The organism is Nocardia sp. CDC153, assembly GCF_035818515.1.
In the GTDB taxonomy this organism is placed as follows: Bacteria; Actinomycetota; Actinomycetes; order Mycobacteriales; family Mycobacteriaceae; genus Nocardia.
This window is the reverse complement of record NZ_JAYKYU010000006.1, coordinates 514,990-540,347: the sequence shown is the minus strand read 5'-3', so window position 1 is coordinate 540,347 and position 25,358 is coordinate 514,990. Positions and strand designations below refer to the sequence as shown.

Below are 25,358 nucleotides of genomic sequence, written 5' to 3'. Positions count from 1 at the left end.
ACCTCAACCCCACTACAGGTCAACCGATCCAGCCTCCACAGGTGGAACATCAACCGGCCGTGGCTATTACGTCACTCCACGGGGGTAGGCCGGTCCCATACTCTGGTGTGATGGGGTGGCGTGGGGTGCGGTCCTAGCGTTGTTCGCGTGATGTTAATCCGGCGCTTGGGCCTCGACTTCGCCTACACGTTCTTGGGTTTGCCCCTCTCATTGGTTGGTTTCAGCCTGCTTGTGCCGCTTTTCGCGGCGAGTATCGGCACCGTGGTGATCTTCGTCGGGATCCCGCTGCTCGCGTTGACGTTGCTGCTCGCGCGCGGTTTCGCCGACATCGAGCGCATACGCCTGGTGCAGTTGACGGGCACGGTGGCACCGCGGCCCCAGTACGCCCGCGCGCCGGAGGGAGCGGGTTGGTTCCGTCGGATCACCGCACCGATCGGGCAGGGGCAGAGCTGGTTGGATCTGCTGTACGCCATTGTCAGCCTGCCGATCGCGATCATCAGCTTCGTGCTGCCACTGGCGTGGTGGGCAATGGCGCTGAGCGGATTGACCTACTGGCTGTGGCGCAGATTCATCCCCTACGGCGACAGCCACGACGTCGTCACGCAGGCGATCATGGGCACGGACACCGCCACCAACCGCACAATCTTCAACACAATCATCGGCGCCGTCGCGCTACTCACCGTATACGCCGTCCAACGAGGCAGCGCCGCCCTACACGCCGCGCTAGCCCAGACTCTGCTCACCCGGCTAGCCGTCGTACAAGGACGCATCGAGAATCCCGACCACCAGCCGGGCGAAGCCAGCCTGGCCGCCGAGCCGACCATGCTGCGCTCGTAGCGCCGAATACCGGTAGCGCATGCGAGTTGCGCACTGCTTCACGCGAATTGCGCGCCGTGGCCGACGGACCAGTTCTCCTTCGCGGAATCGAGAACATTGATGAAGACGTCTTCCGGCCGGACGCCCGGGTTGTCGCCGAGCAGCTCGACGATCCGCCGGAACAACGCACTCTTCTGCGCGGCCGTGCGCGTGTCGAAGACGGTGATCTGGATGTACACGAGATCCTGACTGCGGTCCACGCCAAATGCCTTGCCGTAGCGGAAGTTTGCGGCGTCGTGTTCGGTGATGGTCATGAACTGATCATCTTCGGGGACCGCGAGCGTTTCGCGCATCGCCCGGTAGATGGCGTCGAAGATCGCCTGTCGGTAGCTTTCGGACTTCCCGGCACGCAGCGAAATGTGAACGAGGGGCACGGCGTTCCCTTCCCGCAAGACGGGCGAACCATTTTTGACATCGTGATAAGAACACGTTCTTGACACATTGTCAAGTAATCTCGTGGCCAGGGACTGCCCACAGCCGACGGGGAAGAGCGTTTGAGACCAAGAGAATTCGACCACGACGAAGTCCTGCGCATTGCGTTCGACCAGTTCTGGCGCAAGGGCGTGCGAGGCACCTCCCTCGCAGACATCGCACGCGACGCGGGCGTCCAGCGCGGCAGCCTCTACAACGCCTACGGCAGTAAGGAGGCGCTGTTTCTCCTCGCCTACGAGCGCTACGCGAACGAGTATCTGGTCACGCTGCAGAACGTGCTGGCCACCGGGACGCTGCGCGAACGCCTTGTAGCGTTCTTCGACGCGACGATCGAGAACTTTCGTGCCGGCTCCCCGCCTCGCGGATGTCCCACCACGCGAGGCCTGATGGAGTTGGCACCGGACAACGGCGAGGGCCTCGGAGACGACGCCCGCCGCGCCTTCGCCAACCTCCTCGACCGCATCACCGCCCTCGTCGAGAAAGTCTTCGCCGAGGGCCGAAAACTGGGCGAGTTCAGCGGCACCCCCGCAACCGCCGCCTTGCACATCGTGACCGTCACCCGCGGATTAGCCGTCCTCGAACGGGCCTTCGGCGATGACCCGAAACTCCGCCAAATCGCCGCCCACACAATCGACCTCGTCCTGACCGAGCCGACGCTCGGCGAACGCGTGTAAGACCTCTCCGCGCCCATCCTCACCGAACCGGAAGGCTGCGCGCCGTCAGCGCATCACGGTGATGTCCGGGATGGAGTTTGGGTGTTCCAGTGCGGTGGATCGGTTGGCGCGCAGGAATTTATCGAAGAAGGCGGTGACCGCGGTGCGGAGGGCGGTGTTGGCGCGGGCGGGTGGGATCGGGCCGACCATTGCGCCGCCGCCCAGGTACATCGGGCTCGGGATTATCTGGTTGAGGTCGGTGAGGTCTTCGTGGGCCGAATTCTCGAGTTCCAGCTCCAGCTTCCAGCCCTGGGCATGATCGAGCATCGCCGCGAAGGCCTCGCGTCCGGCGCCGCTGTCAACGGTTTGCGCGCTGCGCAGCACCAACAATGGTTGAGACACGCCGTCGGTGCCGGATTTGCCCCAATCGTCGCTGTCCGGGATGGCGCCGTCCATATCCAGGACGGCGGAGATGCGCTGGTCCTGGGACGCCACCTCGACGGCGGTAGTGCCGCCGAGCGAGTGGCCGAAGCCGCCGATATGAGTGAGGTCGAGGGCCGCACCCAACCCGGTTGGTAGCGCACGGTTTTCGGCATCTGGGTTGATACCGGCGTGCAGGGCGGTCAAAGTATCCAGGACGAACTCCACATCGGCGACCTGAATATCGCGCCGCTGGCCGCCCGGTATCGCAGTGAATTCCGGTGCGGCACCGACGATTCGGCCATCCGGAAACTCGATAGCGGGGGAATCGCCGGTGTGGTCGATGGTGACGACTACGTAGCCATGGCTGGCCAACTCCTCCGCGGTGCCGGTGCCCAGCAGTCTCGGCGTGCTCTGCCCGGGTGAATACAACACGACCGGATACGAGCCCGCCGCAACCGGAGCCTCCTGGTAGGAGTTCGACAGGAGCACCGGAAGCGACACACCCAACTGCCGCTCCAGCACAGGCACCACGATCGCGGACAAGGCGTGCGCACGAGGAGAATTCGTGACATCGCCGGCCGGATAGAACACCGACATCATCAGTTCGCGGTCGGTGTTCGGCGTGAACGGATCGGGTCGACCGTGCTGCACCAGATGCATGGTGGTGGTGCCGACGGGCATTGGTCCCGCCGGTGTCGGCAGCATGCTTGCGCTGGGTGCTGCCTGCGCGCCTGCGGCATGCAGCACCGATACCGCCATCGCGGCGCTCACCGCGATCAATCGTCCGACCACGATCTCTCCCCCGAACTCCAGGACCGGCTCTACCGGTTTCCGACGGCGACGCTACCTCACGCCGTCGTCCACGGTGTCCGGAGCGGGTCTCGGTTGACTCCTCGACGTGCTCTCATTGGTTGCGCGACTGAGGAATAGGGCACAGATGGTCAGGGCGGACGCGGTGAGGTAGAGAGTGCGGGGGCCGGCGCTGGAGTCGGCGAGGAATCCGCCGAGGAGGCCTGCGGCCGCGGCGGCGAGTTGGTAGGCGGAGGCGTTGACTGCCATGGAGAGGGTTGGGGCTTCGGCTGCGGCGGCCATTACTCGGGCCTGCATGCCGGGGATGATCGCGAAGCCCAGGCCGCCGATGAGCAGGATCGACGCGGTGGCCCAGAGCGGGGAGGTGGCTGTCAGCCAGGCTCCGGCCAAGGCGATCGCGAGGAGGGCCAGGAGGATGGGTTGGGAGGTGCGGGGATTTCGGTCGTACAGGGTGCCGCCGAGGAGATTGCCTAGGGTGGCGGCTGCGCCGTAGGCGACCAGGAGCATTGGCAGGCGCGTGATCGGCTGGCCCGCAACGGTTGTGAGTAGTGGGGCTATGTAGGTGAAGATCATTAGGACGCCGATGTTGCCGAGGGCGGTGAGGGAGAGTGCCATTAGGACCGGGCGGCGGCGGATGACGCGGAGTTCGGCTACTGCCGAGGGGCGCGACTCCTCGGGTGGGGTGGTGATCAGGATGGTCACTAGGGCGAGGCAGAGCAGGCAGGCGAGGGCGACGGTCAGGAATGCTGCTCGCCAACCCCAGTGGCCGCCGATCGCGGTGCCTACGGGTGCGCCGACGATCATGGCCAGGTTCATGCCGAAAGCCAGTCGGGCGACTGTTGTGGCGGACCGTTCGGGTGGCGCGGAGCGGACGGCGACCACGATCGCTTGTGCGAAGAAGGTCGAAGTCACCAGGGCTGTCGCGACCCGAGCGCCCAGCAGTAGCCCGAATCCGGGGGCGAGCGCGGAGAGCATGTTGCCGATCACCGCTACCGCGAGCAGCACCAGCATCAATCGTTTTCGGTCGATTCCGGCGGTTACCGCGGTGAGGATCGGTCCTCCGACGATCATGCCGAGGGCGTAGGCCGTCACGATCAATCCCGCCGTGCCTATCGGAATTCCGAGGCTTCCGGCCACCTGCGGAAGGATCCCGGCTACCACGAATTCCCCTGTGGTGATGCTGAATACGCACGACATCAAGACCGCTGTTCGAAGCATTCCGCTACGCTAAAGTCTGACACCGGTGTCAGAGTCAAGCGGCAATTCCAGGAGGCGTCGATGCGTATCGGTGAACTCGCGACACGGACCGGTGTCAGCGTCCGCGCCCTGCGGTATTACCAGGACAAGGGCGCACTGCGAGCCACCCGAACACCGGCTGGTTACCGGGTCTTCGACGACACCGCCATCCGCACCGTCGGCCACATCCAGACCCTGCTGTCCGCCGGACTCAATATGGACCTCATCACCGAGATCCTCACTTGCGAATCCACCGGCACCCCGCTCCTCGACGGCTGTCGCGAACGCCTCCTACACGAGCGCCGCCGCATGACCACCGACATCAACCGAATCCGCTCGGCAAGAACCCTCCTCGACCGACTCCTGGACGATCCCGCCCTGACCTGAACCCGCCTAGATGTCCTCGGGTCGTTGATCTTTGGACGCGTACCGCTCGGCGAGCGTGCGGGCACGAGTATGGAGAACGGTGCGCAACCATTGCGGGGCAAGGACTTCCGCGTGTGTGGCCAACTGCCACAGCGCCCATTCGGCGTGCCTCGCGTCTTGAAAGGTTGCGTCCAGCCGCAGCCAGCCGTCCGGGTCCGCGGCCTCGCCACGGACAGCCAGTGCGGTGTCGAGCAGTTCCGCGCACCGCTCCGGGTCGACGCGCACCGAGACGGTGAGAGTGTCACCGCCATACCGGAATCGCGTCGTGCGTTCCTGCCAGAGCTGTCCCAGGTCGACCCGGTCCGTTCGTTGCGCGGGTTCCGAAAGTTCCTCGGCGGCCAGGATTCTCGACATCCGGTAGGTCCGGTCCGCGCCGGATCTGGTGGCCAGCAGGTACCCCTGGTCGCGGACGGTCACCAGACCGATCGGGTCCACCGTGCGCCAGGCCGGGGCTTGGTCCACGGGCGCGTAGCGAATACGCAGCTTGTGTCCGGCGAAGACCGCGCGCCGGACCTCGGCCCCGACGGTATCGGATACGGCCTCGGCGGTCGAAGGGCGGGAGAGGAAATCGGTCGTCGGCTCGATGAGCACGCGCTCGGACGCACCGGTCGCGAGGTCGCGAGCGCTTTCCGGTAGCGCGTCGACCACCTTGCGCATGGCCGATGCGAGCGGCGAACCGAGGCCGAACGCCTCTGCGCCGCCACTCGATCCGGCGACCAGCAGGGCCAGCGCCTCGTCGTGATTCAGCCCCATGAGCTCGGTGTGGAAGCCGGGCAGCAGCGCGAACCCGCCGTGCCTGCCGCGTTCCGCGTAGACCGGCACGCCCGCCGCGGACAGCGCCTCGATATCGCGCAGCACCGTACGGGTGGACACCTCGAGTTCGCGAGCCAGCGCGGGCGCGGACATCCGACCGCGCTGGCGCAGCAGCAGCACCAGCGAGACCAAGCGGTCGGCGCGCACACCAAGAACCGTACCGGGAATACCTGACACAGGGTGTCGTGATTCGTTGGCAGGCTTGGGATCATGACAAATCAGAAAGTGGCCGCCGAGCCGAACGACCTGGCCCGATTCTTCATCGAACGCGCCAATGCGGGTGATGTCGACGGACTCGTCGCCCTGTACGAGCCGACCGCGGTGCTGGCCTTCCCGCCGGGCAGTCTCGCGACCGGGCACGCGGAGATCCGCAAGGTGTACGAGCAATTCGTCGCGGCCGCACCGGTGCTCGAACCGGGCCTGCAGCACCCGGCACTGGTGAGCGGCGACCTGGCGCTCACCTCGTCCACGCTGACCAACGGTGACATCACCGTCGAGATCGCCCGCCGCCAACCGGACGGGTCATGGCTGTGGGCCGTGGACCAGCCCGCGGCCGGCCGCTGACGCGGCGCGATCAGGTCGGGGCGAAGGCGGTACGGAGAAACGAAGTGAGTTGAGTGCGGACTCGGTCCTGGGTCAAGCCGTCCGATCCGGAGCGGAGGGCGGACAGCAGGGCCGAGACCAGCACCGACAGCAGCACTTCAGCGGCTATGTCCGGATCGAGGGTGGGGGAAAGATAGCCGTGGGTGATGCCCTGGCGGATCTTCTCGACGGATTGGGCGGCATAGGAACGGGCGTTGCGCAGGCAGCGGTCGAGGACCCGGTCGTCGATGGAGGACGCCTCGAGCAGGAAGAAGTTGACGAGGCCGGGTTCGGTGGCGACGAGGTCGTAGCAGCGGTCGACGACGCGGGCGTAGCGGGCGCAGAAGGCATCCAGCGTGTCGGGGGTGTCGTCGCCTTCGGGCCCGAGCAGGCGGTCGCGCAGCAGGGTGAAGCAGTGGTCGATGACCGCGTCGAGAATGTCGCGCTTGTTGGCGAAATAGTTGTAGAAGGTGCCGTGGCTGACCCCCGCGGCGGTGACGATGTCGTCCACGCCGATGCCCCGGAAGCCGCGGGTGGTCACCAATTCGTATGCGGCGGCGATCAATTCGTCGCGACGGCGTTCGATGCGGGTGCGGTGGTCGGAGTCGTGGGCGGGCAGGTCGTCGGCGGCCGTCACGGGGTCGGCGTTCTCGGGCGCAGCGTCTTGTCGATCAGGTCGAACACCACGGTCATACTGCGCTCGCGAATGGCCGGATTGCCCGCGCCCAGCAGTTCCCGCATGATCCACGGGCCGACCATGGTGAGAATGGTGTGGCCCAGCACTTCCGGGTCGACGTCGGGACGTATCCAACCTTCCTCCATGCCACGTGTCAGTTCCCCCGTGATGAGCGCGGCCGTGATGGCCTCGACCCCGAGCAGCCGTTGCGCCAGTTCGGCGTCGATGGCCCCCGCCTCCACCACCAGCAGCCGCAGCATCGCGGGTTCGCGCTCGAGCAGCTCGTAGAGCCGCTCCACGGCCGCGCGCACCACCGCCACCAACTCGCCGACATCGCCCGCGGCACCGAACACCAGATGCAGTTCCATGGCCTCGGTCACCTTCTCGACGCCGAGATCGATGACGTGGTCCAGGATTTCGCGTTTGCTGCCGAAGTAGCGGTAGACGGTGCCCTGACCGATCCCGGCGCGGGCGGCCACCTCCGAAATGGCGGTGGCCTCGTACCCCTGGGCGGTGAACACCTCGAACGCGGCCTCGATGATCTGCCGACGCCGCCGCGCGGGGAGTTCCCGTTGCGGCGGGCGGCCCATGCGTTTGGCTATTTCGCGGCCCCGCTCTTCGCGCCGATGTCCTTGGGGCCGTAGTCGGTGACGAGCCACTCGCCGCCGTTCTTGGCCACGGTCAACACCAGCAGGTTGGGCACGGTGGCCGGGTCCTGCTGCTGCACGTTCTGGGTCTTCTGGGTGGCGTAGACGGTGACGGTGTACTGGTCGTTGCCCTTGGCCTCCACCGAGGTGCCGACCACGTCACCGGTCGCGACCACCTGGGCGTCGGTCATGATCTTGGCGAGGGTGTCGTGGACCTGGGTGTAGCGGTCCTTGAGGGCGTCGGAGGTGCCGCGCTGCACACCGTCGAAGAAGGCGGGCAGATTGCGGTAGTCGTAGGTCAGCGACCGCAGGGTGTAGTCCTTGGCCACCTGCGCGGCCCGATCACGGTCCGCCTGACTGGATTTCAGGGCGTCGTAGTCGCGGGCCGAGCCGTGCCAGAGCACGCCCAGCACCACGGCCGCCACCGCGAAGAGCACGGTCGCCGCGGCGAGCAACGGGTAGGCGCGCTCGCCGAAACTCTTGGTGAACACCGGCTTCGCCTCCACCAAGGAAGCGGACGACGTTTCCTCGGCCGCGAGCACGACCACGATCGGCTCGTCCGTCTGCTCGGCGGTCTTGTTCTCACTCATGAAATGCCTTCTCTCTAACGAGGAGTCGTGATGGCCACGTGCGCCGCGCCGTCGCCGGGGAACACCGCCGAGAGCAGGTCCACGATCGATCCGGCATCGACCCGCAGCGGTTTGATCCGGGTGGTGGCGGGTTTGAGGACGGTGGCGATATGGCTCAGGTCGGGACCGATCAACTGCAGGTAGTCGTTGATCTTGCTGACCAGCGGCCCGATCGGATCGTCGAAGATCTTCTCGCCGACATACGAGTAGTTCTGGAACGCGCCAATAATGTGCAGCAGTTCCGGCAGCGCGGAATCGATGTCCCCCGCCGCGGCGCTGATGGTGGGCGCTCGCCCGTCGAACTTGTCGCCGAGGTTCTGCACATTGGAATACAGCCGCGCGATGGCATCGCGCTTGTCGTGCAACATGTTCGCGGTGTCGATGAGCGCCTTGGTCAGATTGGCGACATCGGCGTCGCGCCCCTCGAAGCCCTGCGCCACGGTGGACGCCAGGTTCTGTAGCTTGGCCGGATCCAGTTGTGCGGTCAGCGCATCCAGCTTGGCGAGCGCGTCACCGACGGTGGTGGCGATCTTCACCTGCCGGTTCGGCACAATGCTGCCGTCGTGCAGGAACGGTCCCGCGGTCCCGCTGGGCCGAAAGTCCACGAACTGCTCCCCCGCCGCCGACAGGTTGGCGATCTGCACGACGCTATCGACCGGAATCTTGTAGCGGGAGTCGTATTCGAGGGTCACCGACAGCCCCCGCCCGGTGGCCGCGATATCGCGCACCTTCCCGATCGGCAGCCCGCGCAAGGTCACCTCGGAGGTCTTCATCAACCCGCCCGAGCTGTCCAAAAGCACTGTGACGGTGTTGTTCTGGCGGCGCGGGTCCAGATTCAGCACGCCCACGGCCATGTAGCTGCCGCAGACGAGGGTGAGCACGAGCAGCAGCACCAGCGAAACCGGCCCGGAGAGTGAGAGTTTCATCTAGGGCACCATCCCGATCGAGCGCAGCGTGGTGACGAGTTGATCGGCCTGCACATCGGCGGAGATCTTGCGCACCTTCACATCCGGCGATTGCAGGAAGGGAATGATCTTCTCCTTCAGCAGCGTGTGGAAGGTGTCCAGATTGGCCGCCAGGGTGAGATCGGCGTACCCGGCCGTCACCGCGGTCGGCGCGAGAATCGATACGATCGACTGGAAGTCGCCGACGTGTGGCAGCAGCAGATCGCCCGCGTTCTTGGCCAGCGGCCCACCGCTGATGATCAGATTGACCACCGCGAGCAACACATCCGACAGACCCGCGGCCCGGTCGGGACCGAAGGTCAGGATCTGATCGACCGCCCCGCGCCCGGATTCCAGCTTGGCGGTGATCTGCTGCGCCGACAGCAGGATGCGATTCAAATCGTCGGTGTGCGAGGCCATATCGTGCAGGGCCGCCCGCCCGGCCGCATTGATCCGATCCAGTTCGGCCGGATCCGACGGGAAGGCCGCGTTCACATCGGTGACCAGCTTCTGGATATCGGACCACCGCCCGCCGGTGATGATGTTCGACAGCGCCCGCAGAATGTCCTCCACATTGGTGGCGGGAATGGTCTGCGACATGGGAATCACATCGCCGTTGGTCAGGAACGAGGAGTCGGAGTTCTTCGGCGCTTCCAGGGCGATGTGGATATCGCCGAGGATGGTGTCCTGCCGCAGTTCGGCCGTGGTGTTCTTGGGCAGTTTGGCGTCGGTGTGCAGCTTCACGGTGGCGACCGCGGTGGTGCCGATCAATTCGATGTGGTCGAGCATGCCGATCTCGACGCCGTCGGCGATCACCTTGGCCCGATCGGGCAGATTGAGCACCGACCCGAATTCGATGCGCACCGAATAGGTGTCACCGCTGGGATAGGTGCCCGGGATCGGGATGTCGGTGGCTTTGACCCCACATCCGGTGAGCACCAGTGTCGCCGCCGTGAGAACCGGCAGCAGTTTGATGATGGTCCGCCTCATTTCGCACCCGCCTGCGGGAGCTGGGCGGCCAGCGGCGGCAGCGCCGAGAGCAGTGAATCGATATCGCCCATGTGCTGCTGGGTGAAGGTGTGCACCTGCGGCAGCACCGCGTCCAGCAGCCCGTAGATCTGCTGATCGTATTTGCCCGCATTGCGGGCGATCACGGGCAGGAATTCGACCGCGACATCCACGGCAGTGGAGAATTCCGCCGAGAACTCCCCGATCAACTGCAATCCGGCCCGCAGATTGTTCAGCACCTCGGCCATGTCCGGCCAGTTGGTCACGAACATGGTGGTGAGCTGGTCGAGATTGTCCACCAGCCGCCGGAACACGGCATCCTTCTGCGCCGGATCCCCGATGGTCGCCGACAGCCGCTGCAGCAACTGATTCCACTGTTGGCCGGTGCCGTCGATGGCGTTGTTGGCCGCGGTCAGCGTGTCGTCGAGCAGCGTATCGGGCTTGCCGCCGGTGCCTCCCCCGGTGAGATCACCGGCCAGTCTGCCCATGGCGTCGAGGGCCTCGCTGATGCCGATCGGCGTCTTGGTCCTCTCCAGCGGAATGCATTTCGAATTGTCGAACCGTGCCCCGCCGGTGTAGGGCTTGGTGAGCTCCACATGCCGGTCGGTCACAATGGAACTCGACATGGTGACGGCCTGAATATCGGCCGGAAGTTTCACCGAATCCTTGACATGCATGGTGACCCGCATGCGGTCACCCAGCGCCTCGATCTTGGACACCGTCCCGATCTCGACACCCAGCATGGTCACGCTATTGCCCTCGTACAGGCCGACGGTGTCGGTGAATTCGGCGCACAGGCTCTGCTTCGGTGTGCGCTCGGTATTGGCCCACGACACCCCGGCCACCCCGGCGGCCACCACCGCGACGGCGACCCCGGCGGCGAGTGCTGTTCTACCCCATCTCATTCAGCACGCCTTGCCTTCGTAGGGAATGCAGATCTGGACTCCGGCGACGGGCTGATCCACCTTGATCTGATTGCCCAGCAGCCCGTCCAATCGATTGATGACATCGCGCATCCCGGTGATGACGGTGTCGAGGCGGTCCGGATCGGCGACCACCTTGGAGAACAGCTGCTCGAATTGCGTCACCGTCGGTTCGATGCTGTCGCCGTAGGCCATGATCGGCCGGTGCAGGAACACCAGCAGTCGCTTGAGCAGGTTGAACATGCTCACGATGTCGTCCTTGCGGTTGCCGAGCTGATCGGCGACCTGGCCCAGCTGTCTGACGAAATCCGCCAGCAGCGCCTTGTCGGTGGCGATCGCGGCAATGTATTCGTCGGAGACGTCGAGTGCCGTGTTCAACTGATCGGTGCGCTCGGCGAGCAGCCCGGTCAGCTCATTGGCATTGCCGATGACGCTGCGCAGGGCATCGGGTTGTTGGCCCAGCGCCTGATTCAGCTGCCCGATGGTGTCGCGCATGGTGGAGGCGTCCACTTTGCCGAAGATCGGCGTGCCCTTGTCGAGAATGTCGCTCAGCTCGAAGGGCGTGGTGGTGCGCTCCGGCGGAATGTGCTTGGACCCCAACGACTTCTCTCCCGCGGGAGCCAAGGCCAGGTAGTGCCCGCCGATCGGGGTCAGCATCTTGACCTCGACCGCCGACCGATCCCCCACCCGCACATCGTGATTCACCGTGAAGGCGACCTCCACGTGATCGCCGACCAGGTCCACGCTGCGGATCTTGCCGACATTGATACCCGCCACCCGCACCTCGTCACCCGACCGCGCCCCGCCCGAGATCTTGAAGTCGGCCACGTAGGTGCGCTGCCCGAACGGGATCACGTACACCGCCCCGGCCACGGCCAGCGCGATCACGCACACCACGACACCGGCCATGCCCCACCGCAATTGAGTGTTCTGGTCCCCGCGCCCGGCGACGACATCGCGAATCAACTCGCCGATATAGGCGATCAATGCCCTCATCAGTTGCACACCACCAGGTTCTGAGTCGACAGAATGACGCCGACCTGCGCGGGCAGCGCCGCCTCACCATTCGTGCAGGTGATGCGCGGCTTGTAGCCCTGACCGGGGACGGATTGATTGAGCCCGGTCACCAATTGCGGTGTGATGGCCAGGATTTGGGTGAGCTCATCGGTCTGCGGCACCAAGCGGCGCAGCAGCCCGTCGATCGGACCGTAGCCCTCGTCGTAGGCGGCCTGCCCCTCCTCGAGGATTGGGACCATGGGCGCGAGCACCTTCTTGGCCGTGTCCACCGCGCTGAGCATGGTCTGGGTCTTGGCGGTGAACTGGTGCAGGATGCCCGCAAGCTGTTGCACCAGATCGCCGACCGCCTGCGATTTACCGCCGATGGCCTGCGACACCATGCCCAGATTGCGAATGAGGAGCACGATCACGCCCTCGCTGTTCTTGGCGTGCTTCGTGAGCGTGTCCACATCCGCCAGCACGGGCCCGATGCCGGAGCCGTCGCCCTGGATGACCCGCAGCAGGTTGTTGCCGAACTGATTGAGCGCGGCCGGATCCAAGGTGTCGAACATCGGTTTGAAGCCGTTGAACAGCTTGGACACATCGAAGCTGGGAATGGTCCGCTCCACCGGAATGGTCGCTCCCGCACGCAGTTTCGCCCCGCCCTGCCCCTCGATCAGCAGCTCGACGTACCGCTGGCCGATGAGGTTCTGGTACCGCACCGCGGCCTTGGTGTTGTCGTACACCGGTCGCGTCTTGTCCACGGTGAAGTGCACCCGCGCCTTGGTCCCGTCCAACGACACCGTCTCGACCTTGCCGACCGCGACACCGGACATGCGCACCGAATCACCGGCGAAAAGCCCGGAGACATCGGTGAATACGGCGTCGTAGGCGACCTTGTCGCCGGGAATCGGGGTGCGCAGCGCCGTCACGATGAAGGTCGTGCAGGCGGCCACGATCACCAGGAAGACGGTGAGCTTGACGGCGGATTTGGTGATGTCGCTCATTTCGCCCCTCCCGCCAGCGAATCCGCCAGGTACGGCATGGTTTTCGCGATCAGTTCGAGTTGCAGCTGCACGTGTCCGTCGACCACGGGCAGCGCGCCGTCCATGGCCGCGAGCAGATTCGGCACCCGGTTGTAGGCCGGGGCCACCGACCCGATCGAGACGCTGAGCGGGACCGCCAGATCCAGAATGCCGTCGAGGATCTTCTCCAGATCAGGGTTGTTCTGCTCCAGCAGGTTCGACAGGCCGATCAGCACGGCCTCGTTCACGCCATTGGTGGATTTGTTGGTGCGCGCCCGGTTCTCCGGGTCACCGAAATAGGCGCTCTGCTCGAGCACCCCCAGGATGGCGTGCCCGGCCGACGGGGTCAGATCCCGGAACGCGCCCGTCATGTCCCCGCCGATGCGCAGGTAGTGCGCCAGGGTGTTCTGCTGCCCGTCGGCCAGCAGCTGCGCGGTCTCGAAGAACGACTTCAGCACCGGCCCCATGCTGGCGGCATTGTCGAGCAGCAGATCGAACAGCCGATGCACCGACGCCGAATCCAGCACCTGGGTCAACCGCGCCGCGCGCCGGAAGACCCCCGCGACGGTGGCGTTGGTGGCGTTCTCCCCGATCTGCAGAATGGTGTGTTCCTTCAGCTTCCGGCCATCGGTGCCCGGCACCAATTCGATGGCGCTGGAACCGAAGACGTTCGAAGAGGTGAATCGCGCCCCGACATCGTCGGTGAGCGCGTCGGCCTGCTTGCGGTCGATCTCGAGATCGATGCGCTGATGCCCGTAGCCGACGGTCTCGACATGCTTGACCGTGCCGATGGCGAAGCCGCGGAACTTCACCTCCGAGCCCGGGGCCAATCCCTCGCCCAGGGTCGCCGCATCCACGGTGACCTCGAACTTGTCGGTGAAAGCGCCACGCGCATAAGAACTTACGACAATCGTCACCGTGACGACCACGACGGCGACGACCAGTCCCCGCAGCCGCAGCATCCACGGTCCGGCGCTACGGCCGGAATGATCCTTGAAGACGGCCATGATTCACCCCGAGATCCGGATGCCGACATCCAGGCCCCAGATCACGATCGTGAGGATCATGTCCAGGATGACCACCAGCACCAGGCTGGCGCGAATGGCGCGACCGGAGGCCCGGCCCACGCCCTCCGGGCCGCCCGAGGCGTAGAAGCCCTGGTAGCCGTGGATGAGAATGATTGCGACCACGAAGATCGTCGCCTTGAGCAGCGAGGCCAGCACATCGCTGGGTTGCAGGAAGGCGTCGAAATAGTGGTAGTAGGTGCCCGAGGACTGCCCGTGCAGGACGTTCACCACGGTCGCGCACGAGAAGTACGACAGGATCAGCGTGAGCAGGTGCAGCGGCACGATGGTGATCACGCCCGCGATCACGCGGGTGGTCACCACGAACGGCATGGGACGAATGCCGATGGCTTCGAGCGCGTCGATCTCCTCGGCAATGCGCATGGCCCCGATCTCGGCTGTCATGCGGCAACCCGCCTGTGCGGCAAAGCCGATGGCCGCCACCATGGGTGCCATCTCGCGGGTATTGGCGTAGGCGGAGACGAACCCGGTGAGCGGGCCCATGCCGACCATGTTCAGCGCGGTGAAACCCTCCACGCCAATGGATCCGCCGACCGCGATGCCGAGGAACGCCAGCACCGCCACGGTGCCGCCGCCGACAATGATCGCCCCTGAGCCCCAGGTGATGTCGGAGAGAATGAGCATGGTCTGCCGCCGGTAGTACCGCAGCGTGTGCGGGATGGCGGCGAGCACCTCGAAGACGAAAGTCGCTTGGTGGCCCAGGGATTCGAACACCGTCATGGGCGCTTGCGCGCTCTGACCGATGACGCGGCCCGCGTGTCCGAGCGGAGTGTATTTGGCGGGTACCTGTGTCATCAGCCCACCTGTGTCGGGATAAACATCGAAACCAGCTGCGTGATAACGAGATTCACGCCGAAGGCCGCGATCACGCCGATTACCACCGCCGCGTTCACGGCATTGGCGACCCCGCGCGGACCGGCCGTGGCCTCGAGACCGCGCTGGCAGGACACGATGAGCACGATCACACCGAAGATGAGGGCCTTCACAATGGCCACCCACAGATCGCTCATCTTGGCGAAGGCCGCGAACGCCGACAGGTAGGAGCCGGGCGTGACGCCCTGGAAGCCGACCGCGATCACGTAGCCGGTGAACACGCCCATGAAGATGATCAGCATGCACAGCAGCGGGGTGAGCGCGATCATGGCCGCCAGCCGCGGTGCGACCAGACGGCGCACCGGATCGATTCCCATGACACGCAAGGCATCCACCTCGTCGCGAATGGTGCGCGCGCCTAGATCCGAGGCGATGGCCGAGCCGGCCGCGCCGCCGAGCAGCAGCGCGGTCACCATGGGCGCGCCCTGCCGGATCACGCCGAGGCCGCCCGCCGCGCCCGAGACCGAGCTCGCGCCGACCTGCTGGGTCAGGCTCCCCACTTGAACCGCCACGATCACGCCGAACGGGACCGAAACCAGCACGGCGGGAATCGCCGTCACGCTGACGATGAACCACCCCTGCTGTAGCGTGTCACGCCACGGATGCCGCAGTTTGACGATGTCGACGACCAGGTAGCGGAATGCCGCGATCGCCAGCTGAATGGTGCGTCCGAATGTCCGCAGCCCGGAAAGAACGAATTCGACGGCCTGCCGTATCCACGGCTCCGGCCCCCGAACAGCCTTGTCGACCAATGTTCACCACCCCACAGCCCCACTGTTGGTCGATGTCGACCGGCCCCTCTGCTGGCCGGTTCCGACTGACCGAGACAGTAATACAGATTTCGGACTGACGTGTCAGTCTTCACGGAATTCTTCTTCCGCTTGACGGAGGGCGTGAGCTGGGGAATGATACGCGCGCCGCGCGAATAGCCCTTCCTACCAGCCACTTTCAGCAATGGGTCGGCAAATGCGAAATGCCGCTGGACCATTGGGCGGTTCAGCGGCATTTCGGATTTTGCGAGCTATTAGCTCAACTGCGGGCGCTCGCCCTCACGACTGTCCGGACAGTGTGAGCACCGCTGCGAGCGGGCGAGATTCGTCGGCGCAGGCCCCGCTGTCGAGGACCGCACCACGGGCCATCAGATCGCGAGCCGCACGAAATTCGGCCGCCCGGCCCAGGGCCACAACACCGGTCATGCGCCCCTCGCACAGGCCGATCACCGTGGCGTCGCCGGACTCGACGCTGCCCCTCACGATCTGCTCGTCATCGGCCCGAATACGGCCAGCGAACTGGATGTTTCGTCCATACTGCATGGACCAGCCCCACGGGATATCCGCAACCGCCCGTGGCTTCCCGAGCATGGACCGGGCAGCCGCCGCACCCTGCGACTGCGCGCTGTTCCAATGCTCGTCCCGCCGGTACTCCCCCGCCTCCGGATCGAACCGGCTCGCGACATCGCCCGCCGCGTAAACCCCGGCAGCCGATGTCCGATAGTGTTCATCCACCCGAATTCCGTCCGCGACAGCCAGTCCCGCAGCCTCGGCGAGAAAAGTGTCCGGGACAGATCCGATCGCCACCAGCACAGCGGCCGTATTCCAGGCCCTGCCGTCCGCCGCCGCCGCGACCACCCGCACCCCGCCGTATCCCAGATGCGTCAGCAGCACATCGGTATGTATCGCGACCCCGTTGTCCGCGTGCAGCTTCCGCACGAACTCACCGACAACCGGCGGCGCGACCCGCTCCAACGGCAACCCCGCCGCGTCCACCACCGTGACTTCGACCCCCAAACCGCGCGCGGTAGCCGCAACTTCGCACCCGATGAGCCCGGCCCCGACAATCAGCAGCGACCCACCCCGCCCAATCGCCTCCCGCAGGACCTCCGCATCCGCCCGGCCACGCAGGGTCAGGATCCGCTCGGCCACACCTACGCTGCCGTAACCGCCACGGATAGTGGCACTTTCGACCCGCTGGGTGGCTGCGGTACCCTCCGCGGCGATCCCGGCACCCCTGCGGCCGAGATTGCCGCGCACGGCCATCGGATCAGAGCCCGGGTATACGCGACCCACCGCGCCGAACCCGGCAGCGAGCGGGGTCCGGGATCGATCGGACAGGTCCGCCGCACCCGGTTCCTCACTCGCCACTCCGCGCCGTCCTGTCGGTATATCCGCACGCGCCACTGTCGGATCGGTCTCGGCCACGGCCGGATCGGTAGCGAGGGTCAATGCGCGGGGGCGGGCGCCGGTCGCGAGGAGCAGGCTGTCGTAACCGATCGCGGTGCCGTCGGCGAGCCAGACCAGGGCCGGGGCGGGGTCGATGGATTCGACTGTTGTTCCGGTGCGCAGGTCGATGTTGTGGTCGCGCCAGAAGGTGGTGGGCTGCAGGAGGGTTCGGGATTCGTCGGCCGTGCCCGCGAGGATTTCCTTCGAGACCACGGGGCGGCGGTAGGGCAGGTGGGGTTCCGCGCCGAGGAGGACGATGTCGCCCGTGTAGCCCTCGGCGCGGAGGGTGCGGGCGGCGGTGGTGCCCGCTATGCCCGCGCCCACGATGACGATGCGGCCCTTCACGTGCGGCTGACCTCGACCATCTCGAAGTCGGATTTGGCTGCGCCGCAATCCGGGCAGGACCAGTCGTCGGGGATGTCGGACCAGCGGGTGCCGGGGGCGATGCCGTCCTCGGGCCAGCCGAGGGCCTCGTCGTATTCGAAGCCGCACTGCAGGCAGCGGAAGAGTTTGTAGTCAGGGTTCACGGCGGTGTCCTGTCGGGATGGTGGTGGGTTCGAAGTCCTGCTTTTCGCGCACGCCGCAGTCGGGGCAGCACCAGTCGTCGGGGACCGCGGACCAAGGGGTTCCGGCCGGGAAGCCTTCGCGCGGTGCGCCTTTGGCCTCGTCGTAGATGTAGTCGCACACGGGACAGCGGTAGGCGGGCATCAGGCCACCCCGTACTTGGCCAGCACGCGGTTCCGCTTGCCGGGCTGGATGTTCACGCGCGTGATGTCGCCGGAGTAGTGCTCGAGCACCCGGTGATCCATCACCTTGCGCCACAGTGGCGGGAAGTATGCCAGCGAGATCATGCTGGCGTAGCCGCTGGGCAGATTCGGTGCGCCGTCCATGCTGCGCAGGATCTGGTAGCGGCGAGTGGGATTCGCGTGATGGTCGCTGTGCCGCTGCAGGTGGTAGAGGAAGATGTTGGTGACGATGTGGTCGGAGTTCCAGCTGTGTTCGGGGGTGCAACGCTCGTAGCGTCCACTGGCCAGCTGCTGGCGCAGCAGCCCGTAGTGCTCGAGGTAGTTGACGGTCTCCAGGAGGGTGAAGCCGTACACCGCCTGAATCACCAACCAGGGCAGGATCGTCGGGCCGAACGCCGCGACCAGCGCGCCCCACAGCACGATCGACATCAGCCACGCGTTGAGCACGTCATTGCGAATCGTCCACGGCCGCTTGCCGAGTCGCTCCAGCCGCTTGGCCTCCAACTCCCACGACGAGCGCAGGCTCCCCCACACGCTGCGCGGCAGGAACGCCCAGAAGGTCTCGGCGAATCGGGCGCTGGCCGGGTCCTCGGGCGTGGCCACCCGCACGTGGTGGCCGCGATTGTGCTCGATGTAGAAGTGGCCGTAGAAGGTCTGCGCGAGGGTGATTTTCGACAGCCACCGCTCCAATTCGTCCTTCTTGTGGCCGAGTTCGTGCGCGGTATTGATGCCGACGCCGCCCATCACGCCCATGCTCAGGGCCAGGCCGAGCTTGGAGATCACACCGAGCCCATCGTCGATGCCCAGCCAGGACAGGTTGCCCGCGGTCCACAGGTAGCAGGCGAAGGTCAGGCTCAACAGCTGGAACGGGATGTAGGCGTAGGTGCAGTACCGGTAGTACTTGTCGTTCTCCAGGTACTCCATCACCTCGTCGGGCGGGTTCTGGCCGTCCGGGCCGAAGAAGCGGTCCAGCACCGGAAGCAGGCCGTAGACCAGCAGCGGGCCGATCCACCACAACACCGGGGACACGGCATCGAGGCCGATTTCATTGCAGGCCCAGACCAGCGCGGTGGCCAGGAACAGGGCGGTCGGCGGCACCAGGCCGAACAACCAGAGATAGCGCTTGCGATCACGCCACTGCGGGCGCGCGGAAGCCTCCGACTCTCGACTGCGAGACGTCGTCATTGCCGAACTCCTAGCGTTTACACTTTCCGAAGAACTGTATTCATTAGATACATGCTCGACTAGTCTGTCAATGAAGGGACGAAAGGCGAGCTCATGTACGATCGGGGCGTGGTGGACGCGCCGAACTTCCAGACCGAGATGCGACAGCTGCTGCGCGAGCGGATCATCGACGCCGGGCGGCGCATCGTCGTCACCGAGGGGTGGGGCGCGGTGAACATGTCGCGGCTGGCCAAAGAGGTGGGCGTGAGTCGGCCGGTGCTCTACAAGGAGTTCGGCAACAAGCACGAACTGGCCGAGGTGGTCATCCAGCAGGAGGTCGACGGCTTCCTGGTGGGCATTGCCGAGAGTCTGGCCGCGCATCCGACGGATGTGGCAGCGGGGTTTACGGCGGCGGTCGAATACACCCTGCGGACGGGTGCCGACAACACCTTGCTCAAGGCGGTGCTGGCCGGACGATCTGCGACCGACACCGCGCTATTGCCGGTGCTGATGACCGAGACCGAACCGGTGCTGGGGCGCGCGATCGTCGCGGTCTCGGCCGCGATTCGCGCGCAGTACGGGCTCGCCGGTGTGGCCGACGACGAATTGACCTCCATCACAGAGGTTCTCGTGCGCCTGGCGCTGAGCCATTTGTTCCAGCCCACCGGACCCGTCGACCGGGCGGTCGAGCAGATCCGGCGGGTGATCGTGGGGGCGTTCGGCGCGGCCCTGGGTTCCTAGCCGTGCCGGATTTCTGAGCGTCGATCTATTTCAGGGTGGCGGCGAGTCGGGTGGCGTTCATGTAGGCGATGGCCTCGATGCTGACCATCGGGTTCACGCCCGACGATGTCGGGAAGCAAGAGCCGTCCGCCACAACGATATTCGGCACATCCCAGGTCGCGCCGTCGGGGTTGATGGCCGAGTAGTCGGGTGAGCCGCCCATTCGGGCCGAGCCCATGATGTGTAGTGCGCCCATCGAACATTGCCCTGGCGCGTATCCCGCGGCTTCGGCCTGCTGGGCGAACTCCTCGTGCGAACCGGTCACGCCGGGCTCGTAGGCGACCCCGGCCTGGTGGCCGGAGAAGATGCGCTGTGCGCCCGCGGCCTCGAGAATGCTTGCGGCATTGACGATTCCGGTGTGCATGTGGGCGGCGTCGCGGGCGGAGATGCGATAGCGCACGACGGCCTCACCCTTGCGGTCGGTCTCGACCTTGCCGTGATCACGATCGCGCGTGATGATGCCGACGGCGACGGTATTGGCCAGCTTCAGCATCTGATCCCGATGGGCGGCGGCCCCGGTCCACGCCTGGAACCCGACCGACATGCCCGGTGTCATGGGCCCGGTCTCGTAGATGACGCCGTAGCCCTTGCCGTCCAGGTCGCGATCCTGCTTGGAGTAGCGGGTCTGCATGCCGCCCTCCCAGGGCCGGATCTCCTCGTCGAAGACACCGAAAACCGCTGTGGCCGGGTGCAATCGGAGGAAGTCGCCGATGGCGCGATTCCCCAGGCCGGAGCGGCGCAGTAGGGCCGGGGTCTGGATCGCACCGGCGGCCACGACCACCGCGCGCGAGCGCACCCACACCGAGTGTCCCGCGGAGGTCACGGCTTCCACGCCGGTGGCGCGGCCATTGTCGACCACGATGCGCCGCACGTCGGTGCCGACGTACAGCCGCGCACCGGCCTCGGCGGCATCGGCCAGCCAGGTCTTCACCACCGACTGCTTGGCCCCGACCCGACAGCCGAAACCACAACGGCCGCATTCAATTCCGGCGTCACATGCCGGTCCGACATTGCGCGGCAGCGGCTCGACATGCCAATCCAGTTTGCGCAGGCCGCGTTCGAGGATCTCGTCACGATGCGAGGCGGGCGAGTGCTCGGTGTTCACACCCAGCCGCGCCACCACGGCCTCGAGCGCATCGGTGTACTCCTGCTCGGCGAACTGCCGCGCGCCGAGGGCGGCCCACTCCTCGCGGACATCGTCGGGGGTGCGGAAAGAGGTCGTCCAGTTGACCACCGTGCCACCGCCGAGCGCCGTACCCGCCACCAATCCGAGCTGCCCCTCGGCCGTCGCGGCGGGGCCGGGAGCGTAGAGCCGCAGGAATCCCTCCTTCTCACCGATGCCGAAGTCCGGATCATCGAGGTATTCGCCGCGTTCCAGCACCACGACATCGAGTCCGGCCTTGGCCAACACCGCGGCGGCCGTCCCGCCGCCCGCGCCCGAACCGATGACGACCACATCGCACTGCACGGTGGTATCGGTATCCGGCCGCTCCGGACTCAGGCCACGTTTCGCTCCCTCAACCGGTCCGAATGCGGGTGGGATGCCGATCCGATCCCACACCGGATTGGTCCCCGTCGGCCCCGGCGTCAGATAGTAGGACGTGACCGCCGCACCCTTGAGCGCCTGAAACAGCGCCCGCTTCTTCTCGATCCGCGAGTTGGCCATCCCCAACAGCCACCGCTCCCGCTCCTCAGCACTCAACCGCGAGAACTTCCTGAACCCCGCCCCATTGATCAGCCCGAACACCCGCGTATCCCACAGCCGCATGAGCAATTCGAACTGCTTACGCTCCGCCTCCCGAGGATTCCGCCCGAGCAACTCGCTCACCGTATCCACCACCCCGAGCTCGGAAGCAGTAAGCAACTCACCCCCATCCCCCGGCGTGAAACTGTCACAAACCATCCCAAGCACGTTAGGCCGCGCCCCATCTGAAGCCATGCCGCCATCATGCGCCACCCACCACCCCCTGTCCCCCCAATTGCCGCCCCCCGCCCTCACTTCCCCCACCACCCACACCAATTAGTCTCGAACAGCCAAACAGAGGGGAAAACCTTGTGACGCTCGAACAACATTGGCCCCAGATTCGCAACACCGTGAACCGCGCCAGCCACTGCGCCATCGCCTCGGTGAACGCCGACGGCACACCGACGGTGACACCCATCGGCACGGTATTCCTGCATGACACCGCAACCGGCTTCTATTTCGATCAGTACACCGAAGTGCTCGGGCGCAATGTAGACGCCGACGCCCGCGTCTGTCTCCTAGCCGTCGATTCCCGGCCGCTGTTCTGGTTCCGCTCCCTACTAACCGGCCGGTTTCCATCCCCGCCCGGGATCCGCCTGTACGGCACGGTGGGCCCGAAGCGCGCGGCCACCGCCGAGGAATTGCGCCGGGTTCGCGATCGGGTGCGAATTCCAGTGCATCTCAAAGGCGGCCGTCTCCTCTGGTCGGATTTCAGCCAGGTTCGAGATCTCACCTTCACCGACTACCGCCCAGTTCGATACCCGCACATGATGTCTCACCTCTGGCAGTGATCGGGTAGATCCGCCCGATTCGTGGGTGCGGCACCGACAGCATCCGCAACTCGAATACCTAGCGCCAAGGCGGCAGTGCTGGCTGGCTGTTGGGCTGATCTTGGGTTAGCGTGTGATCGATCGCGACTGGCGTTGCGTGGGCAGACCACGAGGAAGCGCAGTATCGGAGCGTCGTACGCCTGGGTGCTCCCCATCTCGAGACGAGAGACGGGGTATCGCAATGGAGTTGCGCTACGGCATGAATCCGCATCAAACCGCGCGGGTGGCGGGCGGGGGTGATCACCTTCGAGTGGTGCACGGCTGCGCGTCGATGATCAATTACCTCGACGCGCTCAATGCCTGGCAGCTGGTCGCCGAAGCCGGTCGCGCCGCCGGCCGAGTGGCCGCGGCGTCGTTCAAACACGTGTCCCCGGCCGGCGCGGCGCTGGCCGGGGAGCTCGACGAAACCATGCGTGCGAGTTGGAGATTGGGTGACGGCGCGGTCGGTCCGGTGACCGCCGCCTACGTGCGAGCCCGAGACGCCGATCCACGCTCGTCCTACGGCGACATGATCGCGGTGTCCGAGCCGGTCGATCACGAGCTCGCCGACATGCTGGCCGGGATCGTCTTCGATGGCATCATCGCCCCGGGTTATGCCCCCGGAACCGTTGCTGCCCTGGGCCGCAAGAAGGGCGGGCGGTTCCTTGTCTTCGAGATCGACCCCACCTTCCGGCCACCGGAATCGGAGTCCCGCACAGTCTTTGGTGTCACGCTCGAACAGGACCGAGACAGCGTGCCGATCACCGCAGACCTGCTGCAGGTAGCCGACGGCCAGACCCTCAGCGACAACGCCGTCACCGATGCACTGCTGGGCATGATCACCGCCCGCTACACCCAGTCCAACACCGTCGTCTACGTCCGGGACGGAATGAGCATCGGCGTCGGCGCAGGCCAGCAATCACGCATCGACTGCACGATTCTCGCCGGAAGCAAAGCACGTACCTGGTGGACACGGCGACGCTCCACCAAGCCCTCGGGCATCACTCTCGTCTCCGACGGCTATCTCCCATTCCGCGACAACGTCGACGCCGCCGCCGAACACGGGGTCGAGCTGATCGTCGAACCGGGCGGCTCCCTGCGCTCGGACTCCGTTGCCGAGGCATGCCGCGAACACCGCATCACCCTCGCCCGCACCGGAGTTCGACTCTTCCACCACTAGACAGCCACGACTATCAGAACCGGCCCCACCATCCGGCCGTGTCGATGACAGGGCGGGTTACTCGGGCTGATCGGTGATTTGGGCTGGTGGTTTGGTCGGGTTGCCGAACCAGCGCGACAGTGCCAGACGGAGCGATGTGGTGGCGGTGTCTGTGGGTTGGTCGATATTTGCGGCCCAGGCGATTTGGGCGTCGGGGCGGATCAGCAGGGCGTCGGCGGGGCGGTGATCGGTTGTGGCGGTGTGGAGGTCGACGCGTTGCGGCCATTGTTGGGCGGTCGCACGGATGTCCGGGCGGTCGGCTAGATCCAGGAGCAGCGGTCGTCCGTTGCGCATGAGGTCGGCGACGGTGGTGGCGGATGTGGTGCGCAGGACGAGGTTTGGCGCGAAGGTGCCCGTGAGCGGGTGGTCGGACGGGTCGGGCAGCGGGGTGTGAGCGTCGGTGCCTGCCAGCAGTGCCCCGATGCGCCGTAGCGGCTGTTCGTCGATGAGTAGCTCCTGGAACAGTTCACGCAATGCGATGGCATCGGCGTCGTGTCCGCGGGCCAGCGCCGCCTGAGCCCTGGTCTGCAAAAGAGCACGCGTGCCGACGAGGTGGCGTTCACGGTGGTAGGTGTCCAGTAGGTCGTCGGGTGCCCAGCCGTGGACGGCGGCGGCGAGTTTCCAAGCCAGGTTGACGGCATCGAGCAGGCCGATGTTGAGCGCGGCCCCGCCGGCGGGGAACAGGTGGGCCGCGTCACCGGCCAGGAATACTAGGCGGTCGCGGTATCTTTCGGCTTGGCGTGCCTGGGTGTAGAAGCGCGTCAGCCAGATCGGCTCTCCCAGTGGGAGTTCCGCGCCGAGTACGCGGCGGATGCTGTCACGCAGTTCGGTCAGGGTTACCGGTGCGTCGGGGTCGTATGCGGTGGGGTCGTCTTCGGTGGCCGATACGAGCAGGACTTCGGGGGTGAACGAGGCGAGAGCCAGAACACCGCGGTCGGTTCGGGTGAATCCGCCGCGGAGAGTGCCGAGGCCGGGGACGTCGAGATCGCCGGAGTCGAGCAGGGTGACCGATTCGGGCATCATGACGTGGCCGAGTCGGGTCACCTCCGGATAGGTGTTGCCCGGGAATGGGATACCGGCTTTGTCGCGTATCCGGCTATTGCCGCCGTCGCAGCCCGCGAGGTATCCGGCGGTCAGCTGATACAGCCCGTCGGGCCCGCGGATATCGACGGTCACCGCGAGGTCGTCCTGGACGAACTCGAGCACCTCGTGGCCACGGCGGATGTCGGCACCAAGTTCGGTGGCGCGGGCGGCGAGCAGTTCCTCCAACCGTGGCTGCGGGATCAGCAGCAGATGCAGGGGCGATTCCGTCAGCGGGGTGAAGTCCAGACCTATTCCGCCGAAAGGGAATCCGGGTGCGGGGCCGCTGAAGGAGGAGTGCTCGGCGAACCGCTCGAGCAGGCCGCGGTAGCGCAGCAGTGGCACGATCTGCCCGGCGAGCCCATTGGCTTTCGGGGTGTCGCGGGGTTTCGGTTGCCGTTCCACGATCACCGGCCGCACTCCGGCCAGGCACAGTTCGGTCGCCAGCATCAAACCGGTGGGGCCCGCGCCCACCACAAGTACGTCGGTGTCCATCACTTTGCTTCTCCCCCAGTGGAATCGGGTGTGGCCAACTGCGCC

28 protein-coding genes and 1 riboswitch are annotated in these 25,358 nt (G+C 66.0%); of the genes, 7 read left to right on the top strand and 21 right to left on the bottom strand.

Annotated features, from left to right (window positions below):
- Nucleotides 1-150: 150 nt before the first annotated feature.
- Entirely contained in the window at nucleotides 151-837 is a 687-nt protein-coding gene (locus tag VMT65_RS32890) for a sensor domain-containing protein (RefSeq protein ID WP_326312632.1), read from the top strand.
- A 38-nt stretch (nucleotides 838-875) separates the two neighbouring features.
- Here VMT65_RS32890 and VMT65_RS32885 read toward each other — a convergent pair whose 3' ends face one another.
- The gene (locus tag VMT65_RS32885) at nucleotides 876-1,250 is read right to left on the bottom strand and encodes a tautomerase family protein (protein WP_326312541.1); all 375 of its coding nucleotides are present in this window, start codon (nucleotides 1,248-1,250) and stop codon (nucleotides 876-878) included.
- Nucleotides 1,251-1,370: 120 nt separating this feature from the next.
- Here VMT65_RS32885 and VMT65_RS32880 point away from each other — a divergent pair, with 120 nt between their 5' ends.
- A complete protein-coding gene (locus VMT65_RS32880; RefSeq protein WP_326312540.1) occupies nucleotides 1,371-1,982 on the top strand; it encodes a TetR/AcrR family transcriptional regulator in 612 nt (203 codons plus the stop codon).
- 45 nt (nucleotides 1,983-2,027) lie between these two features.
- Here the strand turns inward: VMT65_RS32880 and VMT65_RS32875 are convergent, their stop codons facing one another.
- Both VMT65_RS32875 and VMT65_RS32870 read right to left on the bottom strand, forming a co-directional pair.
- Entirely contained in the window at nucleotides 2,028-3,176 is a 1,149-nt protein-coding gene (locus tag VMT65_RS32875) for an alpha/beta hydrolase family protein (RefSeq protein ID WP_326312538.1), read from the bottom strand.
- A gap of 51 nt (nucleotides 3,177-3,227) precedes the next feature.
- On the bottom strand, nucleotides 3,228-4,391 hold the full coding sequence (locus VMT65_RS32870) for an MFS transporter (RefSeq protein WP_326312631.1): 1,164 nt from the start codon (nucleotides 4,389-4,391) through the stop codon (nucleotides 3,228-3,230).
- An 81-nt stretch (nucleotides 4,392-4,472) separates the two neighbouring features.
- Here VMT65_RS32870 and VMT65_RS32865 point away from each other — a divergent pair, with 81 nt between their 5' ends.
- The gene (locus VMT65_RS32865) at nucleotides 4,473-4,817 is read left to right on the top strand and encodes a MerR family transcriptional regulator (RefSeq protein ID WP_326312537.1); all 345 of its coding nucleotides are present in this window, start codon (nucleotides 4,473-4,475) and stop codon (nucleotides 4,815-4,817) included.
- A 6-nt stretch (nucleotides 4,818-4,823) separates the two neighbouring features.
- Here VMT65_RS32865 and VMT65_RS32860 read toward each other — a convergent pair whose 3' ends face one another.
- On the bottom strand, nucleotides 4,824-5,816 hold the full coding sequence (locus VMT65_RS32860) for a helix-turn-helix transcriptional regulator (protein WP_326312535.1): 993 nt from the start codon (nucleotides 5,814-5,816) through the stop codon (nucleotides 4,824-4,826).
- Nucleotides 5,817-5,879: 63 nt separating this feature from the next.
- Here VMT65_RS32860 and VMT65_RS32855 point away from each other — a divergent pair, with 63 nt between their 5' ends.
- Nucleotides 5,880-6,233, top strand: a complete 354-nt coding sequence (locus tag VMT65_RS32855) for a YybH family protein (RefSeq protein WP_326312533.1) — start codon at nucleotides 5,880-5,882, stop codon at nucleotides 6,231-6,233.
- A gap of 10 nt (nucleotides 6,234-6,243) precedes the next feature.
- On the opposite strand, the gene VMT65_RS32850 is transcribed toward VMT65_RS32855, so the two are convergent.
- The 15 genes from VMT65_RS32850 to VMT65_RS32780 all read right to left on the bottom strand — a co-directional run bounded on the left by VMT65_RS32850 (nucleotide 6,244) and on the right by VMT65_RS32780 (nucleotide 19,207).
- Nucleotides 6,244-6,888 carry a TetR/AcrR family transcriptional regulator gene (locus VMT65_RS32850; protein ID WP_326312532.1) on the bottom strand — a complete coding sequence of 215 codons (645 nt, stop codon included), beginning with the start codon at nucleotides 6,886-6,888 and terminating at the stop codon, nucleotides 6,244-6,246.
- Nucleotides 6,885-7,517, bottom strand: coding sequence for a TetR/AcrR family transcriptional regulator (locus VMT65_RS32845; protein ID WP_326312530.1), 633 nt, complete (start codon nucleotides 7,515-7,517; stop codon nucleotides 6,885-6,887). Before VMT65_RS32845 ends, VMT65_RS32850 begins: the two co-directional genes overlap by 4 nt.
- A gap of 8 nt (nucleotides 7,518-7,525) precedes the next feature.
- On the bottom strand, nucleotides 7,526-8,164 hold the full coding sequence (locus VMT65_RS32840; RefSeq protein ID WP_326312529.1) for a hypothetical protein: 639 nt from the start codon (nucleotides 8,162-8,164) through the stop codon (nucleotides 7,526-7,528).
- A 14-nt stretch (nucleotides 8,165-8,178) separates the two neighbouring features.
- Nucleotides 8,179-9,129 (bottom strand): MlaD family protein, encoded by a 951-nt coding sequence (locus VMT65_RS32835; protein WP_326312527.1) that lies wholly within the window; start codon nucleotides 9,127-9,129, stop codon nucleotides 8,179-8,181.
- The gene (locus tag VMT65_RS32830; RefSeq protein ID WP_326312525.1) at nucleotides 9,130-10,137 is read right to left on the bottom strand and encodes an MlaD family protein; all 1,008 of its coding nucleotides are present in this window, start codon (nucleotides 10,135-10,137) and stop codon (nucleotides 9,130-9,132) included.
- Nucleotides 10,134-11,060, bottom strand: coding sequence for an MCE family protein (locus VMT65_RS32825; RefSeq protein ID WP_326312524.1), 927 nt, complete (start codon nucleotides 11,058-11,060; stop codon nucleotides 10,134-10,136). The genes VMT65_RS32830 and VMT65_RS32825 overlap by 4 nt, the downstream gene beginning before the upstream one ends.
- Nucleotides 11,061-12,074 carry an MlaD family protein gene (locus VMT65_RS32820; RefSeq protein WP_326312523.1) on the bottom strand — a complete coding sequence of 338 codons (1,014 nt, stop codon included), beginning with the start codon at nucleotides 12,072-12,074 and terminating at the stop codon, nucleotides 11,061-11,063. It abuts the gene before it with no gap.
- Nucleotides 12,074-13,081 carry an MCE family protein gene (locus VMT65_RS32815; RefSeq protein WP_326312521.1) on the bottom strand — a complete coding sequence of 336 codons (1,008 nt, stop codon included), beginning with the start codon at nucleotides 13,079-13,081 and terminating at the stop codon, nucleotides 12,074-12,076. The genes VMT65_RS32820 and VMT65_RS32815 overlap by 1 nt, the downstream gene beginning before the upstream one ends.
- Nucleotides 13,078-14,106, bottom strand: a complete 1,029-nt coding sequence (locus tag VMT65_RS32810) for an MlaD family protein (protein WP_326312520.1) — start codon at nucleotides 14,104-14,106, stop codon at nucleotides 13,078-13,080. Before VMT65_RS32810 ends, VMT65_RS32815 begins: the two co-directional genes overlap by 4 nt.
- Before the next feature lie 3 nt (nucleotides 14,107-14,109).
- A complete protein-coding gene (locus tag VMT65_RS32805; protein WP_442790345.1) occupies nucleotides 14,110-14,979 on the bottom strand; it encodes an MlaE family ABC transporter permease in 870 nt (289 codons plus the stop codon).
- Nucleotides 14,979-15,809, bottom strand: a complete 831-nt coding sequence (locus tag VMT65_RS32800; RefSeq protein ID WP_442790344.1) for an MlaE family ABC transporter permease — start codon at nucleotides 15,807-15,809, stop codon at nucleotides 14,979-14,981. Before VMT65_RS32800 ends, VMT65_RS32805 begins: the two co-directional genes overlap by 1 nt.
- A 297-nt stretch (nucleotides 15,810-16,106) precedes the next feature.
- Entirely contained in the window at nucleotides 16,107-17,621 is a 1,515-nt protein-coding gene (locus VMT65_RS32795) for an NAD(P)/FAD-dependent oxidoreductase (protein WP_326312518.1), read from the bottom strand.
- Entirely contained in the window at nucleotides 17,618-17,803 is a 186-nt protein-coding gene (locus VMT65_RS32790; RefSeq protein ID WP_326312517.1) for a rubredoxin, read from the bottom strand. The genes VMT65_RS32795 and VMT65_RS32790 overlap by 4 nt, the downstream gene beginning before the upstream one ends.
- Nucleotides 17,793-17,984, bottom strand: a complete 192-nt coding sequence (locus VMT65_RS32785) for a rubredoxin (RefSeq protein ID WP_326312516.1) — start codon at nucleotides 17,982-17,984, stop codon at nucleotides 17,793-17,795. Before VMT65_RS32785 ends, VMT65_RS32790 begins: the two co-directional genes overlap by 11 nt.
- A complete protein-coding gene (locus VMT65_RS32780; RefSeq protein ID WP_326312514.1) occupies nucleotides 17,984-19,207 on the bottom strand; it encodes an alkane 1-monooxygenase in 1,224 nt (407 codons plus the stop codon). The genes VMT65_RS32785 and VMT65_RS32780 overlap by 1 nt, the downstream gene beginning before the upstream one ends.
- Nucleotides 19,208-19,300: 93 nt before the next feature.
- Between VMT65_RS32780 and VMT65_RS32775 the strand changes: the two genes are divergently transcribed.
- Complete coding sequence (locus VMT65_RS32775) at nucleotides 19,301-19,927, top strand: TetR family transcriptional regulator (protein WP_326312513.1); 627 nt, start codon at nucleotides 19,301-19,303, stop codon at nucleotides 19,925-19,927.
- 25 nt (nucleotides 19,928-19,952) lie between these two features.
- Here the strand turns inward: VMT65_RS32775 and VMT65_RS32770 are convergent, their stop codons facing one another.
- Nucleotides 19,953-21,869, bottom strand: coding sequence for a GMC family oxidoreductase (locus VMT65_RS32770; protein ID WP_326312511.1), 1,917 nt, complete (start codon nucleotides 21,867-21,869; stop codon nucleotides 19,953-19,955).
- Nucleotides 21,870-22,021: 152 nt separating this feature from the next.
- Here VMT65_RS32770 and VMT65_RS32765 point away from each other — a divergent pair, with 152 nt between their 5' ends.
- Nucleotides 22,022-22,501 carry a pyridoxamine 5'-phosphate oxidase family protein gene (locus tag VMT65_RS32765; protein ID WP_326312509.1) on the top strand — a complete coding sequence of 160 codons (480 nt, stop codon included), beginning with the start codon at nucleotides 22,022-22,024 and terminating at the stop codon, nucleotides 22,499-22,501.
- Between the two features lie 112 nt (nucleotides 22,502-22,613).
- Nucleotides 22,614-22,693: riboswitch (ZMP/ZTP riboswitch) on the top strand.
- Between the two features lie 28 nt (nucleotides 22,694-22,721).
- Nucleotides 22,722-23,699 (top strand): hypothetical protein, encoded by a 978-nt coding sequence (locus VMT65_RS32760; RefSeq protein WP_326312507.1) that lies wholly within the window; start codon nucleotides 22,722-22,724, stop codon nucleotides 23,697-23,699.
- Nucleotides 23,700-23,756: 57 nt separating this feature from the next.
- Here VMT65_RS32760 and VMT65_RS32755 read toward each other — a convergent pair whose 3' ends face one another.
- Nucleotides 23,757-25,313 carry an FAD-dependent monooxygenase gene (locus VMT65_RS32755; RefSeq protein ID WP_326312505.1) on the bottom strand — a complete coding sequence of 519 codons (1,557 nt, stop codon included), beginning with the start codon at nucleotides 25,311-25,313 and terminating at the stop codon, nucleotides 23,757-23,759.
- Between the last annotated feature and the right edge of the window lie 45 nt (nucleotides 25,314-25,358).

Coding starts and splice junctions, on each gene's coding strand:
- VMT65_RS32835 (WP_326312527.1), bottom strand. CDS start 9,129: ATGAAACTCTCACTCTCCGGGCCGGTTTCGCTGGTGCTGCTGCTCGTG.
- VMT65_RS32855 (WP_326312533.1), top strand. CDS start 5,880: ATGACAAATCAGAAAGTGGCCGCCGAGCCGAACGACCTGGCCCGATTC.
- VMT65_RS32810 (WP_326312520.1), bottom strand. CDS start 14,106: ATGGCCGTCTTCAAGGATCATTCCGGCCGTAGCGCCGGACCGTGGATG.
- VMT65_RS32890 (WP_326312632.1), top strand. CDS start 151: ATGTTAATCCGGCGCTTGGGCCTCGACTTCGCCTACACGTTCTTGGGT.
- VMT65_RS32845 (WP_326312530.1), bottom strand. CDS start 7,517: ATGGGCCGCCCGCCGCAACGGGAACTCCCCGCGCGGCGGCGTCGGCAG.
- VMT65_RS32760 (WP_326312507.1), top strand. CDS start 22,722: ATGGAGTTGCGCTACGGCATGAATCCGCATCAAACCGCGCGGGTGGCG.
- VMT65_RS32870 (WP_326312631.1), bottom strand. CDS start 4,391: ATGTCGTGCGTATTCAGCATCACCACAGGGGAATTCGTGGTAGCCGGG.
- VMT65_RS32755 (WP_326312505.1), bottom strand. CDS start 25,313: ATGGACACCGACGTACTTGTGGTGGGCGCGGGCCCCACCGGTTTGATG.
- VMT65_RS32815 (WP_326312521.1), bottom strand. CDS start 13,081: ATGAGCGACATCACCAAATCCGCCGTCAAGCTCACCGTCTTCCTGGTG.
- VMT65_RS32785 (WP_326312516.1), bottom strand. CDS start 17,984: ATGCCCGCCTACCGCTGTCCCGTGTGCGACTACATCTACGACGAGGCC.
- VMT65_RS32770 (WP_326312511.1), bottom strand. CDS start 21,869: ATGGTTTGTGACAGTTTCACGCCGGGGGATGGGGGTGAGTTGCTTACT.
- VMT65_RS32805 (WP_442790345.1), bottom strand. CDS start 14,979: ATGACACAGGTACCCGCCAAATACACTCCGCTCGGACACGCGGGCCGC.
- VMT65_RS32820 (WP_326312523.1), bottom strand. CDS start 12,074: ATGAGGGCATTGATCGCCTATATCGGCGAGTTGATTCGCGATGTCGTC.
- VMT65_RS32865 (WP_326312537.1), top strand. CDS start 4,473: ATGCGTATCGGTGAACTCGCGACACGGACCGGTGTCAGCGTCCGCGCC.
- VMT65_RS32775 (WP_326312513.1), top strand. CDS start 19,301: ATGTACGATCGGGGCGTGGTGGACGCGCCGAACTTCCAGACCGAGATG.
- VMT65_RS32830 (WP_326312525.1), bottom strand. CDS start 10,137: ATGAGGCGGACCATCATCAAACTGCTGCCGGTTCTCACGGCGGCGACA.
- VMT65_RS32840 (WP_326312529.1), bottom strand. CDS start 8,164: ATGAGTGAGAACAAGACCGCCGAGCAGACGGACGAGCCGATCGTGGTC.
- VMT65_RS32780 (WP_326312514.1), bottom strand. CDS start 19,207: ATGACGACGTCTCGCAGTCGAGAGTCGGAGGCTTCCGCGCGCCCGCAG.
- VMT65_RS32825 (WP_326312524.1), bottom strand. CDS start 11,060: ATGAGATGGGGTAGAACAGCACTCGCCGCCGGGGTCGCCGTCGCGGTG.